Genomic DNA, 18,705 nt, shown 5'->3' on the forward strand with positions numbered 1-18,705 from the left:
GAGGCTCTAAAATGAAAACATTATCAATTATTAAATTAGCCGAAACTGTAAAAACCAAAAGAAATGAAAAAAAATTAAAGCAAGAAGAGCTTGCAAATCTTACTGGCATTAATAGAGCCATAATTAGCAGAATAGAAAGACAGGGTTTTGTGCCCTCAATTAGTCAATTTGAGGAGTTAGCTAAAGTTTTGGAATTTGATATTACTGATGTGTTTGAAGAAAAACAAAAAAACAATCCATATAGTATTTTGAGAAGTGAAGCATTAAATAAGAATGAAAAAGAAGGTGTTGATAAACTCTTCACTATGATGTTATCTTTAAGACAGCAAATTTTACTAAGAAGTAAGCATGAAAATGAGTCAATTAATTTTCATAAATGAATTTCAGATATAATTATAGATTCCCATCTAAAAATCTCAAACCAATATTGTTAACGCAACACCTTTGCCTGTCAATGTTGCTCTTGAAGATTACTACGCAGATCATGACAGAGCAATTTTCCCAGTAAGTGCTGCTGGAAATCCATTTACAGCAGCATATATTCAATCAAAGGGCGATCCTATAACAGATCTTACAGAGAATATGGCAGCAGAGCAAAAGGCAAACTGAACACAAAAATATTGAGATAAACTCTGTAATATGTTACAATTTAAATGAGTAAAGTAATAGGAGAAAGTAGATGGGGAAAGATTCAAAGCAAGAAAAGATAAAGCTAGATCAGATGATGAAGGTGCTGTTTAAGCTATCAAAGAAGGTAATGATAAATTTACTAAATGCACTATTTGATGAGAAATATGATTATAAAAAAGTAAGTATAGAGTATTCAAACAGTGAATTTGTGGATGATGATTTTGATAGAATATATGGGGATATATTTATAACAGTAAGAACAGAGAATAAATCATTTAGTTACCATATAGAGTTTCAGACTTTGAATGATAATTCAATGGCAATAAGGATGTTTAGGTATGGTTTTGAAAAAGCAGTTGAAAAAGCGTCTGACAGTAGTAAAGAAGAGATAACACTATATTATCCAAAGCAACTGGTAATTTTTTTGGAAGAGAATAAAAATATAAAAGATGAGATGTATTTTAAATTGAGATTGCCAGATGGACAGGAAATAAGATTTAGTGTGCCTGTATTAAAATATTGGGAATACTCTGCAGAAGATCTAAAGGATAAAAAGATGTATGCGCTATTACCGCTACAGGTATTTAAGTCTAGAAAAAGGATTAAAAATATATACAATAGTGAGAGTATTAGGTATGAAGATAAAGCAAGATTAATTAACGGAGAATTTAAAAAGCTAATAGAAGTTATAAAAACGACAATAAATGTTATAGGAGAATTATACAACAGTCATGAGATAATAGGAACGGATTTGGAAAAAATACTAAGAGTACTGACGAATATATCGGAATATTTGTACAATAGATATGGAGAATATAAGGATATAGGTAAGGAGGTTGATACTATGGTGACTACATTATATAATCCTATTGTTGCAAAAAAGGCAGAGGAAAAAGGAGAAAAAAGAGGAGTTGCTAAAACTGCAATACGACTCTTGACAAAGAAGTTTGGGGATTTGCCAGATGATTTACGTAAAAGAATTGAGGAGTTGGAAGAAGAAACTTTAAATACAATTATTGATGGAATATTTGATTATGAAAGGTTAGAAGATATCAATAAATATTTTGAACAATAAAAATAAGGTGTTTTAATATTTATAACTTATTTGAGCCTTATATAGGCAAGATAAATATACGGATTATTAATAAGTAAAAAATTAGAATGATTAGTAGACTGTAAAAGTCTACTTTTTTTAAATAATTTAATGTTTATTAGTTCAATTAATTTTTCTACTAAAAAAAGACAAGTTGATGTTGTTAATTTGAATACAAAAGAAATAGAAAAAAGGATAGAATTAGAAACGTTTTTTGATACTCTTGTGTATTGTGAAGAAACAGAATTATTATTCTTAAGAAGTATTTTCAGAATTCATATAGTGAATCTATACTATAGATTCACTATATGGTGGCAGTCGTATCTATATAATAAGGTAGGATGTTTTGTCTATAATTGGTTTTGCATATTTATAAATTTTAGAGCTACTCTTTTACAAATTCCAATGTAGCTCCAATACAAATAGTGTGAAATCTATAAAAATTCACATCATACAAACCCACCTTAAAACCTTAAACAATATCCCATAATTTATTAACTTTAAACAGTAATTTACCGATATAAATTATATAGTGTAAGTGTTAAAAAACATACTGTTTATAAATATATGGGGGTTTTACCATGAAAAAAACAAAAAAATTACTGTTTGTAATAATTATAGCAAGCTTACTATTAGGAAATTTTATATTTCCTAATATGGACAATATCCATGCAATGGCTTTGCCTGTTAATGTTTATGTTGAAGAATATTCAGAAGGAGTTTTAACCATAGGCTGGGACAGACCTATGGGAACCAGTTCTTTTGAAATTACATATCATACTCCTGCTGGAGATGAAAATACAATTACAAGTAATGAGGGAAATATTAATACATATGAAATATCTGGACTTCAAAATGATTTTATTTACGATATAAAGGTAGAATTGTATAACGATTCAGATCAGGGTGGAGAAAAAATAGGAGAAGGACTGTTGTATTTCCTTCCCCGAATATCCTTTTTTGCTTCCCATGCAGATCAGGAAAAAGAGGCTATACCAGGTGGTGGCTATCAGATTGGGCATGAACCGAGACTTAATTTAGAATGGGCTATGCCTAGAGTGTGGGATGGAAATGCGGTAATAGAAGCTAATGATTCAGCGGCTATAGAGTCTATTGAAGACAATTTAAATGATATTTATAGTGATAATTTGGATATAGATAGTCTAGACTTTGAAATTAATATTTCCACAGATTCTTCAAATTTAGAAAGTGGACCTTCTCAGGCATCTGTTAATATTAATTATGATAATGGTGACTATGAAGCATATGTGTCAGGAAATCAAGAAGTTACATCAGGTGTTGAAGAATCTAATGTACCTGGCTTTTTAAACTTTGATATCATGGGAAGAAAGGATTTAGATACCTCACTTCCAGATGCAGAAGAATTTGCACTGCCCCACAGCGACATACTTCCAGGAACTGTATACTATATGAATGTTAAGCTTGAGTTTAAAGATGGTGATGGAAATACTGAATCTGTGGCATCTGTGGGTAGTCCCACAGGCTTTAATAGCAGTCGCTTGATGGGAGAACAATCATATACATATACTCCTATAAGATTTGAACTTTCAAAAGATTCCGATGATAATATATATGTAAGAATATATAGAGTGAATCAAGGAAGTCTTGATTTGCCAAGGCTTTTTTATGAAGTGCAGTCAAGTGTAGACCCGTCAATACAGGGAGATTGGCCGGTGAGAAAAACCATAAATGATACCTTTTTTGCAGAGGGAGCAGAAAGTGCTATAACGGTTATATCTGGAGTGAATCCTGATAACAAAATACACTATAAAATAGTTGTTAAAACAGATGGTGCAGATGACCGAATAGAGTCATTGCCTATGGATTATATTTTATCAGAAGACACCAGCAGATCTCCAGTTCCACGAGATGTAACAATTATTGACAGGCAGCCTGTGACCAGAACTATTGTGGAAGATGGTGAAGAGGTGGAGCAACACTCTACTGACGTAACTGTTTCGTGGACAAAACCTCATAACTGGGATGAAATAAGAGACAATACAGATCCAGACGAGGATGTTGTATTTCATTTTATGCTAAATACCCATCAGTCAGAAATTGAAATGGAAAATAATCCTGAGCTTATAGCTGAGGGTGAATCATATGGTAACTATCCAATAAAATACAGGCGAGTCTTATATGTTTCCTCTAAAGATGTTAAAGAAGTGGGAAATCGCTTAGAGTACACAATTGAAGGATTTGATCTTTTTAGAGGAAAACATTTTACTGGTATGGATGGAGACGAACCTATAATTGAAGAAGAGGAATTTTCAAATGATGAGGAATATCCTGACTTTTTGCTGCCTAATACAGTGTATTATATGCAAATGTATACAACAACTGGAGCTGACAGAAATACTGAAGATTTAGAAGAAATGTCTGATAAATCTGTAATTGTAAGTTTTACGACTCGTTCAACAGAAGAAATTGATGTTCCACTGCCTTTTAATTTAAGACTTACTCAAAATGATGCTGATGTTTTCATTGATGATGATGAGGTAGAAATATCAAATTTTGTTGAACTGCAATTTGATAAAGTAAATATAAACTGGTCAAATTATGTTTCTGATACCTCTGTTGAAAAAGATGTACATTATGACATATATATGAGTACAAGACCAGATATAAATTCATTTAAAATGATAGGATCTACTGAAGAATCAGAAGGTGACTTATCATTTGTAGGGGTGGAAGACCCAGAAAGCACATCAATAAGGTTTGTAGTAAGAGAGTTTTCATCAGATAATCCGGGTTATGCTGCCTTTGGTGATAAATTACTACAAAACACTACCTACTACTTTATGGTAAAAACAAGGTTATTCATAGATGGTGAAGATGAAGACCGTCAGTCCGAGTATACACCAGTTGTCAATGTAACAACAGTTAGAGGAGAAATAGGTGATGCTGATGAGTCGGCTAAAAGACCACTGGCACCTGTAGATTTTAAAATTGCAGAGGATGAAGATGGGAATCCTAAGGTTAGTGGTTCAGCTGTAGAGTTTACCTGGGATAGAGAGGAGACAGATGTTATTTACAATATTATATGTACAGCAAATAGAGTTGAGCCTGATGATGAATTATATAATTATGATGAAGATGCCATATATCAAAGCTTCGAAGAAAATTTTGACGAAATATTGTTAGATCCATCAGAAGAAGTACTAGCTGATAACTTTGTATATAATCCAGAAAGTGGAGAGATGAACTTTACAATAGATGAATGGCTTTTTCCAAATAGGCTGTATTACTTTAGTATAAGGGCAATGGATAGGGAAGATCCTTCCCGTTATAGTTCATGGGTTTCTATTCCAGTTACAACATCTTTGATAGATCAGCCTGAGTTTTTAGAGGTTGTAACTGACGTACAATTGGGATTTTTCTTTGAAGATGAGGATATCTACACAAATTCTGAAGATTACAGTATCTATATAAAATCCCAAGATGACTTAAAACTTAATCTATTGCAAAGGGACAGATATACAATAGTAAAATTAGGCTCAAGATGTTATGTGAGACTTGTAGATTTAGAACCTAATTCATTCTATGATGTGAGAGTATATAAAGATGATGGTACCACTTTAGTGTATACACAAGATGGGCTTACAACCAGAAATATTTACAATCATGTAGAAGTTAAGTGGAGAGGAATTTCTGAATATAAATATGAGTTGGCAATAAGAGCTGAGTTAGATGACGAGTATACCATACTTTCAGATGAGAATTTTGAGAATTATATAAATGAGAATGGAGAAATACGTCCATACTATGGTGAAAAAAATATAAGGACAAGTGGTACCAACTATGAAGATTATTATGCAAGGATAAAAACCATTCCAGTTGAAACAGAAGATGGAGATATTGAAAATGTTCCTCTATCGTCAAATACAAAGTACCATGTAAAGGTTAGAGCTATTAGAGAGGATCCTGTAGATAAATCCCTCGTTTCATACTCAAAATACGTAGGTCCTGTTGAGGTAAGAACAGATTTTGACCAAGACGCTTATGATGACGAAGATATAAGAAGAAGAAAGGAAGCAATATTTTATGATAGAATAAGTGAGCTTGAAGAATTGCTTTATTGGAGAATAGATATTGGAAATGGATTGTCTAATAAAATACTAATCAAGAGAGATAGGATGATTGACGCAATAAAAAATGATGTAGAAAATGTATTTTTGCTTGATATTTCAAAACATGCAGAAGGACTTTATGAGGATGTTATATATATTCCTATTAAAGTTGTTGAAGCTTTAGAGGAATTTAATAAAAGTCTAAAATTTAAAACTGTTGGAGCAGAATACACATTAAGACCTGGAACAATTGACACAAAAAATATTGATGTTACAGAATTTTTAAACAGATCAAACATAAATGACGTTTACTACAAGTTAAATATTAAACGATTAGATGAGTCTGTAGAAAATTTCTCTGAAGAAAAAGAAGCTGTATCTAAAATTAACAGGCTTGGTGTGAGTATTGAGGGATCAACAATAACTTCAGAAAGACTCGAAGAACAGATACATGACAGAATGTATAATGAGAGTTCGGGAATTGTTGGGCGAAAATTAAATGAATTGTTAAATGCCCCTATAGAGGGAAATGCTTCATCTAAAGAAATTGATGATGAAATAGGTAGAGTACTTGAAGATATAGAATATGAGCTTTCAATGTTTTTAAAGACTAGAATAGAAGGCAGAAGTGGAGTAAGCCCTATAATAGCTAAAAGCGAAGCGGTAACTGAATTCACAAAGCCTGTGATGGTAAAGCTTGTGTATGCAGATAAAAAAGGCTTAAAGATGCCCTATGTTAACTATGATAGCCAGAATAACTGGCACAAAATATCAAATATCGTTCAATTCCGTAACAGTGTGGTGTTTAATATATTTGAGCCAGGTGAATTTGCAATTTTAATGCTTGATGTTTCGGCAAATGATGTTTATGAAGAACATCCTTATGGCGACGATATCAGGATGCTTTTATCAAAATATGATTTAAGAGAAGTTTTTGGTTCATTAGAGTCTTTTTACCCAGAAGAAAATTTAAGGGTAAATGAGATGATTTTCCTATATGAAGTTGTTACAGAAAAGGATGCTTTAAGTAATGGATTTAATATACGCCAGAGAGCTCAAAAATATAATCTTGATGATTTATTGAATTCAGGTGGAGCAGCAAGGAATGTAAACAGGCAGGAAACGGCACGAGTTATAATGATGGTTTATTCTGATAAGACTAATTTGAATGTTGACAGTATGATGATTTCTAGAAACATTTATATTAATGATGAAGGTCAAATACACCAAAACAATTATAGAGAAGTTTTAATGACATTGGATTTAAATATACTAGCGCTTGATGAGAGATACAACTTTAATCCAGATAAACCTGTTACTCGAGGAGAAATTGTCAGTTTCTTAGTAAGAACTTTAAATCTTACAGAGCCTTAAGAGATAGTCAAGAAATAATATTAGATTTTCGTCGTCAAAAACCCATTAAATTATTGGGATTTTGTGCTTGAGAATAGAGTGTTATTCCTAAATGTGTAAATTGACAAAAGACTGGTTTTATTTATAAATCTATTAAAGGAGCAGGAGATAGTGATATGACTATAGTAAAAAGATTTGCGTTATTAATCATTGTATTGAGTATAGTACTACAACCAAATAGTGGATTTGCACTGGAGTATCGAAATCAAAACCCTCCATCAATGGCTAGAGTTGAGCCAATAGACGAGGAGCAACCTGCTATTGGCTATAATGAATATGACAGGCATTATATAGATCTTGCGTGGGATGTAGATTTTCCTGGTGATGCTACAGGTGGGTTTATTAATTTTTACACAAGAAAAATTCCAAAATCGTATGAGGCTGGAGGTACAAGAACATTAGAAGAGGGAAATCTCCCCGTTTCTACAGCCCCAGATGCTACGTACGAGCACAGAATGAATGAGTTGGATTCAGGGACAATTTACCATATTGACATGACTGCATATCATACATATATGGTAGAGGGAAATACCCTCAACAGTCCTGAGTCTGGATCTTCTAATATAGTTAAAGCTTTAACAGATATAGAAGTAGAGGCATATGCAAAGGGAACAAATGAGATTAAGATAGTGTGGGATGATGTGTGGAATACTGATGGAAGAATAGACTACAAGCTTTATATATCGGAAAACGATACCTTTGCAAATACACCTCCTATATTTATAGGAGAAGAACAAATAGGAGAGGGCAGATCTGTAAGTGTAGATGAAGCCACAGGGAAGCTTGAATATGTACATAATGTAAGAGATCCAGGAAGAGTGTACTATATAAGAATTGAGCCTGATATTGCAGATGATGAGATAAAAAGAACACAGTATACAGAAACTATTACAGTGAGCAGTTTTATACTGGTAAAGACCACAAAAATGTCTTCTACACCGGATGGGACGGTATGGAAATTGGATTGGAGTCCTGTGGTTACAGGATTAGGTGATGGTGATATAGAAATTGTATATCATGTATATCGTGGAAATGCAGATACAAATGAGCTGCCCCAATATATGTCCGAGGTTAATGGTACAGAGTTTTTTGTGACTGTTCCATACGACGATGATCAGTACTATTTTATAATTCGGGCAATAGTTACAAGAAATGGAGAAGAGGTCTACAGAGGCATTAGAATTGAATCGGATGAAGTTATGTTAACCGAGGGTGAAGTTTCTTCAAGGCCTTCTTCACCTGAGATTGTAGATTTATTTGAGCGTGTTGAGGGAGATACCATAATAAGCTATGAAGATGAATTAGAACCTCGTAGTGCTACAGTTTTGTGGAGAGCTCCATTTAGATCAGATGGGGAGGTTGACACAGACGTTTTATATGACATATGGCTTATTGAAGATCCAAATACAATTGACAATCCTCCATCTGATACCCAAATTGCCTCAAGTGCAAATATGGGAAGTGGAAACCATGTGGTTAGTGGAAATAATTTAGTTGGATATAAATATCCAATTACAAATTTAAACCCTAATTCAACCTATTATCTTAAAATGGTTGCTAAAAAGCAGTTTGTTGAATATGTTGATGATACACTTCAACTGGTAACTTATAATTCGGATCCTTCCTATAAAGTTATTATAACTCCAGAAGAAGGTCCGACCGAGCAGCCACAAGTGCCAGCAAGACCACCTCTTAAAGTGAAAGAAGATGAAGATGGAGAATATTTAATTACCCACGATTCAGCCACAATTCAACTTAAGAACTTATGGTATGAAAAATACGATGAGGAATCAGAAACGTGGAAATATATAAGAACTAAAAAGTATGATGAGAATGATGAGCCTCCTTTTGATCCAATAGCTGATGAGGATCAAGTTGATGATTTAAATTATAGAAAGATCTCATACGATTCAGGAATTACCATCGATGTTGGATGTATAGAATTTACTGAAGGTATGTCATATGATGATTTAAATGCAATACCTGCAGATAAAGTGACTGATTTTCCAGTAGAGCCCAATGACGATATGGAAAATCCAGATCTTAATCCTCATAAAATGAATCATAATATTGATATTACGCTGACAGACTTAGAACCAAATAAAACTTATGTAATATGGGTAAGGGCGACAAGAAACAGTGAAGGGCTTTCTTCAGGACCTTCTGATCCTTTGATAATAACTACAGATCCTGTTATAGTACCGCCCATTGAACAGCCAGTAGTACCACGATTTAATTATAGTCTTGCAAGTGATGAATATATAGATTTGGGATGGGATTTTGTACCTACATATAACTATTATATTAAATATGGGCTGGAAGACGATATAAATACAGCAGGGCAGGAGATTGTAATAACGCCTGAAGATTTATACGACTCAATATATTACAGAGTAGAAGACTTGGTGCCTGATAACCTGTATTATTTCTGGATTCAAGCAGAATCTGTAAATGAATCAGGTGAAACAAAAAAATCAGAGTGGAGCGATTCATATTCTGTAAGGACTTTAGAATACATTCCACCAGACACTCCTGTTGGATTTGGAATTAAAAATAGTCGTGATGCAATTACCTTAGACAGTATAACTTATGAATGGATGAGAAAAGAGGGGTTAGAGTACATAATTGAAGTTTCAAGAGATCATGATTACAGAGAATCAGAAGAATATAATGCAGGAGAAGTTTCAGAGTTTACTGTAGATGGACTTCATTCAAATCACAGATATTATGCCAGACTTTATGCATATGATGCAGAAAAGGATTTAAGGTCTAAACCAACTCAGAGTGTAACGGTAAGAACGGAATCAAGCTCGGATGAGTATGATGCGGATCAGGAAATAGATGATGTAATAACAGGGGAATATGTTGAAATAGATGAAGAAATAATTGATGGAGTGTGGAATGTTAAAATAACAGGTGTTAATGCAGACAGGCTTTTAGAAAGTGTTATTAAAGATAAAAGTTTAGACTATATAATTGACTTGACAAATCCACCGGATGAATATGAAAAGATAAGAATGCTTGTGTCTGACAGGGTTTTTATGGGCTTTACCAGACTTGGGAAAAATCTTATTGTTAAAACAAAGGATAATTCATTGACAATTAGACCGGGGGTTATTACAAGCGAGAACAGCAATCCTTTAATTGAAGGCAATTCAAGGGTTGATTATGAAATAGTAGTATCTAATCCAGAAGATTTTGAAACAGACACAAAAAATATGAATTTTAAAAAGGAAGTTTTAAGTATAGAGGTTGGTGTAAGAGATGGAGGAATTACTCTGCCATTTGATGAACTTTTAAAGCCACTTAAAGTTTCGGTGGAATATAGTGAAAGTGGATGGTATGTGGATGGAAAGACATTTGCCTATGTATATGATAAAAATACTTCCGACTGGCAAAGACTTAACACCTTTGCTTCTTATGATAGAGATAGAAATAAGGGCGAGGTAATTATGGAATCTACTAAACTTGGCGATATGGCCATTGCAGAATTGGGAAAGGAATTTTTTGACGATGTTTATTATCACAGGTTTGAAAATGCCATAAATAATGTGGCTTCTGCATATGAATTAAAAAGCATTGATGGTAGATTGTTTGAACCAGATGTATATGCTAATTTAGGTGATACTGTAAAATTTATGTTTGATATTTTGGAATATCAATATAGTGATAGAGTCATGATTGATGCAGCAAAAGTAGGTCTTATAACAAATGCAGAAGTATCAAATTCAAATAGAAACTGTACTGTAGACAAGGTATATGAAATGATTACAAGAGTTTACGAACTAAAGACCGACCAATTTCTAGGAGAAAGAGAAAGACAGGAATTTATAAGACAAAATGGATTAGATTTAGTAAGAGATGACGGAACGGTGGCAGATGGTAGCGACGAAATAACAAGAGGAGAGGTTATGTGGCTTTTAGAAAAGCTTTTGGTATATACAGGAGAGCTCTACTAGTGAAGATTAAATAAAAGTCCAGTTGCATGTAGCTCTACGACTTAATAATAAGAAAAAATTACATATGAAAAAAAGAAGGAGTTGAAGGGTACAATAATGAATATAAATAAAGTGAAAGTATACATAATGTGCTTAATGCTCACCAGTGTACAAATTGTAAGTGCCAGTGGTTTTATGTACAATATAGAAGAGATAGATGAATCTCAAATTTTAATAGAACTTAGAAGAAGAGATGAAGAAACTTCTGAAGGAATAAGAATTAATCACTTTTATCTGGTTAATGGTAAGACGCTACACATAGGATATGAAACAGGAGAAGAATTACCAGAAAAAGCACATTTAGAATATAATTTAATAAATGCAATACCACCTATAAAAGTGAGGCTTGAAAATATAAATAATAGAGATTGGTTACCATTTAGCGATATAAAAGGTATTGAAGCAAAAGAATATATTTTGCATTTATATGATGCTGGAATTGTAAATGGCAGAGCTGATGGGACATTCTCTCCAGATAGCTTTATAACAAGAGCTGAATTTATGGTTCTTTTGGTTAATTCATTAAACCTTGAAGGAGAGAAAAAAGATATAAATATGTTTTCTGACATAAGTGAGCACTGGGCAAAGGAGATTATACTGATTGCAGCAGAGAACAATTTTATATCCGGTTATCAGGACAATACTATAAGACCTGATAGACCAATAACTTTAGCAGAAGTTAGTTCCATAATATCAAGAGCATTTAATTTTAAAACAACAAAAAACGGAATGTATTCTAAACTGAGAAGAGACAAATGGTATAGTGACTCAGTGAAAAAAATGTTTGATTGTGGAATAATTAAAGTCGATGATGAAATTTATGATGACTTTAATGAAGAAAGCTTCATAACAAGAAGCAATTGTGCTATGATGGTAAGCAGAGCACTTTCCACCTATTAACATAAGAAATATTTTAAGGAGGTGACTAAAAAGGTTTAGATAATTTAAAAAATATTGGACGTATATCCCAATGAAAAAAAGGCAATAATTTTACTATAGCAATTCAAGTGAAATGCTAGGAAATGTCTTAGAAATAATTTTTTATTCTCAAGGAGAAAATTCTAATGATTTATTTCTTAGCCGTTACTAAAGGGGGATGTACGTGAAAAAGTTTATTACTAAAAATTTATATTTATTGATATTAATAACGACAATACTATTTACAATTGTATATATTGGACTATACTATATAGAAGGACATTCTTTTTCAATATTAAAAGAAGCATTTAATGCATCTGGGGCAAAGCATTTAAATAGTGAAGTTTATATATGGAGCAGAGCAGGAAGTTGGTTTGGAGACTTTAACAACTTAGAAGAAATGGTAGATGATTTTGAAAAGGATTTTGAAGTTGTTAAAAATGATTTATATTCAAAAAATTACGTTAATAATGACTCTGTTGAGAAGCTAGAGATAACTGGACTAACTAGAGATGGAAACAGAATAAATGTTAATTCGCAAATTAGAGGTGCAAATTCAGATTCTAAAGAGGCATATGTTTCAGTAAGTATCTCTACCGATTTTGAAGATTGTGAGCTAGAGGAAATAACAGAGAGCATTAAGGAGAGTTTTAAAAGATATAACCTTGAACCTGTAGTAAGTACTTGCATAACGGGATATTTTGATGAAAAACTGGACTATAAAGCGCTTAATGCTGTGAGTGAAAATGTATTTAAGAATTCTAATGCAAGTAAAGTAAATGGAATTGCGGATAGGAATTTAATAAGTGTTTCCGCCTATTCGCCTGCTATTAGTGAATCAATAAATGTAGATGGTAAAAAAGTTAATTTAAATTTTGCAATACGATATAACTCTTACGAAGATAAAACATATATATGGATTGCATCGCCTGTTATAACAACTGAATATTGAGGACATCTATAAAAAAGTGTATTTTAAATGTCTTAAATATAATGTCAGCTTCATAAAAGAAGTGAATAAAAAGTTACAGGTGATTTAGTTTGAAATTAAAGAAGTGTTTACTAAAGAAAAAATCAAAAAAAATACGAAAGGAAGAATTGGTGTGCCAAAATTAATAGTATCTGAGGGAAACCCTTTAAGGGGAACAGTGCGGGTAAGTAGTGCTAAAAATTCCGTACTGCCAATTATAGCAGCATCAATTTTAGGAGATAAGGAAAGCGTTTTAGAAGAAATACCTTATCTAACAGATGTGAAAATTATGGGTGATTTGTTAGAGTGTTTTGGAGTGAGCGTTGAGTTTTCAGAAGCTAAAAGCAAACTTCGCATAAAGTGTAACGATATAACAAATACCACTGCACCATATGAATTGGTGAATAAAATGAGAGCATCAATTTTAGTTATGGGACCTTTGCTTGCAAGAACTGGTGTGGCAAAAATATCTCTTCCAGGAGGATGTGCCATAGGGACAAGACCTGTTGATCTTCATCTTAAGGGCTTTGCGGCAATGGGTGCTGAAATTGAACAGGGACATGGATTTATTGAGGCAAGAGTTAATGGGAGGCTTAAAGGAAGTAAGATATATTTAGACTTTCCTAGTGTGGGAGCAACAGAAAATATTATGATGGCAGCATCTTTAGCAGATGGCCAGACTATTATTGAAAATGCAGCAATTGAGCCGGAGATTGTAGATCTTTCCACATATCTAACATCTATAGGAGCAGATATTAAAGGTGCAGGAACTGATACAATAAAAATAAATGGTGTGGCTTCTTTAGGTGGAACAAACCATACAGCAATTCCTGACAGAATTGAAGCAGGAACATTTATGGCAGCTACAGCAATTACAGGCGGGGATGTATTAATTGAAAATATTGTACCTGACCATGTAAAGCCTATAACTGCAAAATTGAGGGAAGCTGGTGTTGAGATTTCAGAAGAATTATCAGGTATTCACGTTAGAGCTGGTGGAATTGTAAAGCCTATAGACATAAAAACACATCCATATCCAGGTTTTCCAACGGATATGCAGGCACAAATGACATCTTTAATGACTAAGGCAGAAGGTACAAGTATGATTATTGAGACTATTTTTGAGAATAGATTTATGCATTTAGCAGAGCTTAAGAGAATGGGTGCTAATGTTAAAATCGAGGGCAGAAGTGCAATTATAGACGGTAATCCAAAACTAACAGGGGCAAAGGTTAAAGCGACAGATTTAAGAGCAGGTGCAGCTCTGATTCTTGCAGGAATGATAGCAGAAGGAAACACTGAGATTACAAGTATTGAGCATATTGAAAGAGGATATGTAAAAATTCATGAAAAACTTAAAGCATTAGGTGCTAATATAGAAAGAGTTGAAGAGGAAGAAGAAGAGTAATACATACCAAATTGGTAGAAGCAAGTTTGGATTAAGATAAACAGAGAAACATGTAGAGGTACAGCTATTTAAGATAAGTGGCTGTACCTCTTTTGAAATTGTAAAAACCTAGTTTTTGTTCTGTATAGTTCTATTTCAAATGGTCTATCTCATTCCAATTAAACCCGAGCAGTTCTGCCGCTTTTCTATCAACTTCTTTTGCGTCAAAACCTGCTACTAATTTATTAACAGGAGGATCACATTTAGCTCCGCCTAAATGAAATTCAGCCATACCAACAGTTGCATCTAAAATGGTAAGGGAAGGGCTAACATATTTATTTAAATCAATTATTGATTCATGCACTCTATTGTGAAAAACTGCTTTATTCCAGACACCATGTTTTCCCATGTAGTATTTAGGAGGAAGCAGCCCCATCATATTTTTCATGGAACCTGTTATTTGAGTTAGAGAATGAGCTTTTAAAACAGGTACCGAAATAATATAATGTGTTTTTATCAGTTCAGGTAAATGCATTTCTTTGTGAACCAAGCAACTTGAGTCTTTGTATTTTTTTAAAGGCACAGTATTTAAATCAACCAGGTCAATGTTATATTTATTTGAAATTTCATCATATCCTAGGTGTTTAAAAGCCTCTATTGTACTATATTCAGGTGAACCACATCCATCACCAATTATTATTTGGGCATTGCTGTGTTTTTTAATATACAAAACAATATTTTCGCATATTTTAGGAGGAGTGGTTATAGGAAAAGAATCCCTATTAACAATATTAGGTTTTATAAGTATATTTTTTTGTTTTTTTAAAACAGAACTTATTTTTAGCATATCTAAAATTTCACAAATAGATTTTTCATAAGATATAAAATTAGTAACAACCATTTAAGACCTCCTTGTTTTACAGTTAATAACGGGTAAGAAATAACATCCAATTTTCATTGTCTAAAATCCGTTAAATCATCGGGGTTTTGTCCTTTAGAATGCAAAGTTATTTCTAAGACATTTCTTAATATATTGATTTAGTGTGATTTTATCAAAAATATATATCGAGGTCAATTAAAACTGGATTTTGGTAAACACCACTTGTTACACTGTAGTTGTTTTTAAGTTATGTCGATATACTTGTAAGTGAGTGAATAAAAAAAGAACCGTGGCATTCTAATTAAGAAGTGAGAATGCACGGTTTTTAGGGGAGTAAAATATATATTTTAAAAAGTTATTTTTGACTTTCAAGATACATATCGATGAAAAACAAAAATTACTTTAGTGTTTTTTTAAAAAAAAATAAAAAATAATATATAATAAATGCAAGGAGGGCTTAAATATGGTTAAGTATATGAAAAAACATGAAAAACTAATTTCAGAAAGTTTAAAGGAGCAAAGAGATTTAGATTTTTTAAAAAAGTATCATAAAAATCAAATAGAAATCATTCAACATGAAAGATTAATTCATCTTTTAGTTACTTTATTTTTTGGGTTGTTTTTTTTACTTTCTGTGTTATTTGCAGTGGTATTTGAAAAAATGATACTTCTATCTTTAAGTGCGGTATTTCTTATTCTTTTAATTCCCTATGTATTTCACTATTATAAGCTTGAAAATGGCGTGCAAAAATGGTATAAAATCTACAATGAGATTGCACAGGACACAGAGCAAAGTTCTGAAAAGCTTAGTGAATTCGTGTAGCTAAAGCTAAATATCTTAAATTTTTTGTACTTGTGATATGCAATAAAGTTGTGTATAATGCAAATGTGAAATACAAACCTTAATAATTTAGTGTATTTCTACTCTAAGAACTACCTATCTTTAGATATGGTGAGTTTCAGTAATATTATAATAGGATGGTTGATATATGAATATAAAAGTACTATTTTCTGATTTAGATGGAACATTAGTAAAACATAGTGGTGACATAACTGAGGATGCAGTTAAAACAGTGAGAAAATTATTGGACAATAAAATAGATGTGGTTTTAGTCTCTGGAAGACATACCGATATGATGAGAAGCATTCATCATAATATTGGATTAAAAACCCCTGTAATAGGTTGTAATGGAGGAGTGATAAAGGATTTAAATACAAATGAGGTTTTATATACAAATCCACTATCTAAAGATATTGTAAAAAAGACAATATACACAGCCAGAGAACTAGGAGTTGACTGGGCGGTTTATGAAAAAAACAATATAATGTTTGAAAAAATGCCTCCAAAGTCATATAGATTACCTTATATAAATGCTCAATTGCCAAAACACTTACAGGCCAATTTTTTGAAAATTGACTCTTTAGATGATATGTTTGAAAAGGACTATGTTTTTTTAAAGGCATTGCTTTTATTTGATAACAAGATGGAAGCAATAGATAAGGGAAGAGAAATGCTGAGCAAACTAGAGGGAATTGATGTAGTTCAATCTGCCAGCACTTATTTAGATGTAATGGTGCATGGTTCATCAAAGGGGCAGGCTATAAAAAGATATTTGGAATTAAAGAATATTGACAGAGATGAAACTGCAGCAATTGGAGATGCTCAAAATGACATAGATATGATTGAATATTCAGGTTTTGGAATTGCAATGGGAAATGCTGTAGACAGTATAAAGAAAATAGCTGATTATACAACAACTCCTCATCCATACGGGTTTGAAGATGCTGTTGATTATTTATTGAAAAGGTGTGTTTAAAAGTGGGAGATTTAAGAGTTTGCTAAACTAATGAGAGAAATTCAATTATAAGGGGCTCTGCCTTTTACTCTTTATCTACTTTTTTTAAAGCTTCAAAGAGGAAGTTTTTTAAATAGCTGTTGTTTTCCTTAAACAAAATCCTTTCAATAACATTTTTCTTATACTCACTGTCAGGTGAATTTATCACCTGTATTAATGCATTTCTTTTTAATATGTTTTTTCCCCTCCAGTATATCGCAGTATTTTTGTATTTTTTCTGGTACTGGGATTTTGTCATGGTTAAGATATCCTCAATTTTAGGATTTATTTTTTCGGCTTCAAAAATATTGGCAGTTTTATACTCACGTATATCAGAATTATAAGGGCAGTTAAGCTGACAGATATCACAACCATAAAGGTTGTTTCCAAAATTTTTTAGAACATCAAAGTTGAAGTTGTTTTTTGTAACTGTATTGTATGCAAGACACCTTTTAAGATTTATGCCATTAGAGGATAATGCATTTGTAGGGCAGTTGTCAATGCATTTTTGACATTTTGAGCATAGGGGTTTTGTACTTTCGACATCAGATACCTTAAATTCCATGTCAGTTACAATACAGCCTATAAAAACAAAACTTCCGTATTTGTAGGAATAAAAACAATTATTTTTGCCAATCCATCCCAAATTAGCTCTTACTGCAAGTGCCCTTTCAAGAAGTGGACCTGTGTCAACTTCCATAATGCTATTTGCATTAAAGTTTTTCTCTAACATTTCACATAATTTAGCCAATTTGTTTTTGACTTTAATATGATAATCTTCTCCAATTGCACAGAGAGAAAGTGTTCCCCTCATGTTTTTGTCATCAATTTGCTTAAAATAGTTGGGGTATTTCTCAATAATTATAATTACTGTTTTCCCACTTTGCATAAGATTTTTAGGATTTAATCTTTTTTGTATGCAAGGGGTTTCAAATTCAGTTGTGTTTTTGTTGTTTTTTCTATTTAAAAGTAATTTTTCCAGAGAAAAAAGTGGCTTTGCAGAGCAAAACCCAATATCATCAATAGTTATACTTTTGGAAAATTCAATAATTTTTTCTTTAACGTTCATGTGAAAATCACTTCTTTAATTTTATAGTTTCTCTTATTCATTATAGCATATTAATTTTTTAGGTGTATTTAATAATTATGTGCACTTAAATTTTTTTTAATGTTGCATTTTATCAAAAGATATAATAAAATGGTAAAAAAGTGCTTGTATATATTGGCACAAAAATATTCTAGGGGGAGTAACAATGAAAAGAAATGTGAGAGTTTTTTTATTTGCATGTCTATCTTTATCCATGGTATTTACAATTTTAATGGGTTTAAGTCCTATTGAGACAAGGGCAAATACTGATGATGGAGAATTTATTTATGGTGATTTAAATGGTGATGGAAATGTTGACAGTACAGATGCGGCATTACTTACACGATATATGTTAGAAATTATATCAGATTTTCCTTCACCACATGGCATGAAAGCAGCAGAT

At 32.3% G+C, this 18,705-nt stretch carries 13 protein-coding genes; 11 read left to right on the forward strand and 2 right to left on the reverse strand.

The features are described from left to right. The 8 genes from RBH29_RS15635 to murA form a co-directional block, all read left to right on the forward strand. Positions 1 to 380: helix-turn-helix domain-containing protein (locus RBH29_RS15635; protein WP_306697915.1), on the forward strand; the 380-nt coding region annotated here is incomplete at its 5' end. A 64-nt stretch (positions 381 to 444) separates the two neighbouring features. Beyond that, positions 445 to 609 (forward strand): manganese catalase family protein, encoded by a 165-nt coding sequence (locus tag RBH29_RS15640; protein ID WP_459076795.1) that lies wholly within the window; start codon positions 445 to 447, stop codon positions 607 to 609. 70 nt (positions 610 to 679) lie between these two features. Next, on the forward strand, positions 680 to 1,705 hold the full coding sequence (locus tag RBH29_RS15645; protein ID WP_306697916.1) for a DUF4351 domain-containing protein: 1,026 nt from the start codon (positions 680 to 682) through the stop codon (positions 1,703 to 1,705). A 599-nt stretch (positions 1,706 to 2,304) separates the two neighbouring features. Next, complete coding sequence (locus RBH29_RS15650) at positions 2,305 to 7,188, forward strand: ferrous iron transporter A (protein ID WP_306697917.1); 4,884 nt, start codon at positions 2,305 to 2,307, stop codon at positions 7,186 to 7,188. A 155-nt stretch (positions 7,189 to 7,343) separates the two neighbouring features. Then, on the forward strand, positions 7,344 to 11,186 hold the full coding sequence (locus RBH29_RS15655; protein ID WP_306697918.1) for a fibronectin type III domain-containing protein: 3,843 nt from the start codon (positions 7,344 to 7,346) through the stop codon (positions 11,184 to 11,186). Between the two features lie 96 nt (positions 11,187 to 11,282). Then, the gene (locus tag RBH29_RS15660; protein ID WP_306697919.1) at positions 11,283 to 12,125 is read left to right on the forward strand and encodes an S-layer homology domain-containing protein; all 843 of its coding nucleotides are present in this window, start codon (positions 11,283 to 11,285) and stop codon (positions 12,123 to 12,125) included. A 202-nt stretch (positions 12,126 to 12,327) separates the two neighbouring features. Further along, positions 12,328 to 13,095, forward strand: a complete 768-nt coding sequence (locus tag RBH29_RS15665; RefSeq protein WP_306697920.1) for a YwmB family TATA-box binding protein — start codon at positions 12,328 to 12,330, stop codon at positions 13,093 to 13,095. 151 nt (positions 13,096 to 13,246) lie between these two features. Beyond that, positions 13,247 to 14,521 (forward strand): UDP-N-acetylglucosamine 1-carboxyvinyltransferase, encoded by a 1,275-nt coding sequence (murA, locus tag RBH29_RS15670; protein WP_306697921.1) that lies wholly within the window; start codon positions 13,247 to 13,249, stop codon positions 14,519 to 14,521. Between the two features lie 130 nt (positions 14,522 to 14,651). Here murA and RBH29_RS15675 read toward each other — a convergent pair whose 3' ends face one another. Continuing rightward, positions 14,652 to 15,401 carry a DUF362 domain-containing protein gene (locus RBH29_RS15675; RefSeq protein WP_306697922.1) on the reverse strand — a complete coding sequence of 250 codons (750 nt, stop codon included), beginning with the start codon at positions 15,399 to 15,401 and terminating at the stop codon, positions 14,652 to 14,654. A 442-nt stretch (positions 15,402 to 15,843) separates the two neighbouring features. Here RBH29_RS15675 and RBH29_RS15680 point away from each other — a divergent pair, with 442 nt between their 5' ends. Both RBH29_RS15680 and RBH29_RS15685 read left to right on the forward strand, forming a co-directional pair. Continuing rightward, positions 15,844 to 16,203 carry a hypothetical protein gene (locus RBH29_RS15680; RefSeq protein WP_306697923.1) on the forward strand — a complete coding sequence of 120 codons (360 nt, stop codon included), beginning with the start codon at positions 15,844 to 15,846 and terminating at the stop codon, positions 16,201 to 16,203. A gap of 166 nt (positions 16,204 to 16,369) precedes the next feature. Continuing rightward, the gene (locus RBH29_RS15685) at positions 16,370 to 17,197 is read left to right on the forward strand and encodes an HAD family hydrolase (protein ID WP_306697924.1); all 828 of its coding nucleotides are present in this window, start codon (positions 16,370 to 16,372) and stop codon (positions 17,195 to 17,197) included. 64 nt (positions 17,198 to 17,261) lie between these two features. Here the strand turns inward: RBH29_RS15685 and queG are convergent, their stop codons facing one another. Then, the gene (queG, locus tag RBH29_RS15690) at positions 17,262 to 18,284 is read right to left on the reverse strand and encodes a tRNA epoxyqueuosine(34) reductase QueG (protein WP_306697925.1); all 1,023 of its coding nucleotides are present in this window, start codon (positions 18,282 to 18,284) and stop codon (positions 17,262 to 17,264) included. Between the two features lie 184 nt (positions 18,285 to 18,468). On the opposite strand from queG, the gene RBH29_RS15695 reads away from it, so the two are divergent. Then, the coding region (locus RBH29_RS15695) for a dockerin type I repeat-containing protein (RefSeq protein WP_306697926.1) at positions 18,469 to 18,705 on the forward strand (237 nt) is incomplete at its 3' end.

Origin of the sequence: Herbivorax alkaliphila (genome assembly GCF_030848475.1) — a bacterium.
GTDB lineage: Bacteria > Bacillota > Clostridia > Acetivibrionales > Acetivibrionaceae > Herbivorax.

Bases quoted from the DNA above. Each gene is read 5' to 3' on its own strand.
- RBH29_RS15645 (WP_306697916.1), top strand. From the start codon at position 680: ATGGGGAAAGATTCAAAGCAAGAAAAGATAAAGCTAGATCAGATGATG.
- RBH29_RS15650 (WP_306697917.1), top strand. From the start codon at position 2,305: ATGAAAAAAACAAAAAAATTACTGTTTGTAATAATTATAGCAAGCTTA.
- RBH29_RS15655 (WP_306697918.1), top strand. From the start codon at position 7,344: ATGACTATAGTAAAAAGATTTGCGTTATTAATCATTGTATTGAGTATA.
- RBH29_RS15660 (WP_306697919.1), top strand. From the start codon at position 11,283: ATGAATATAAATAAAGTGAAAGTATACATAATGTGCTTAATGCTCACC.
- RBH29_RS15675 (WP_306697922.1), bottom strand. From the start codon at position 15,401: ATGGTTGTTACTAATTTTATATCTTATGAAAAATCTATTTGTGAAATT.
- RBH29_RS15680 (WP_306697923.1), top strand. From the start codon at position 15,844: ATGGTTAAGTATATGAAAAAACATGAAAAACTAATTTCAGAAAGTTTA.
- RBH29_RS15685 (WP_306697924.1), top strand. From the start codon at position 16,370: ATGAATATAAAAGTACTATTTTCTGATTTAGATGGAACATTAGTAAAA.
- queG (WP_306697925.1), bottom strand. From the start codon at position 18,284: ATGAACGTTAAAGAAAAAATTATTGAATTTTCCAAAAGTATAACTATT.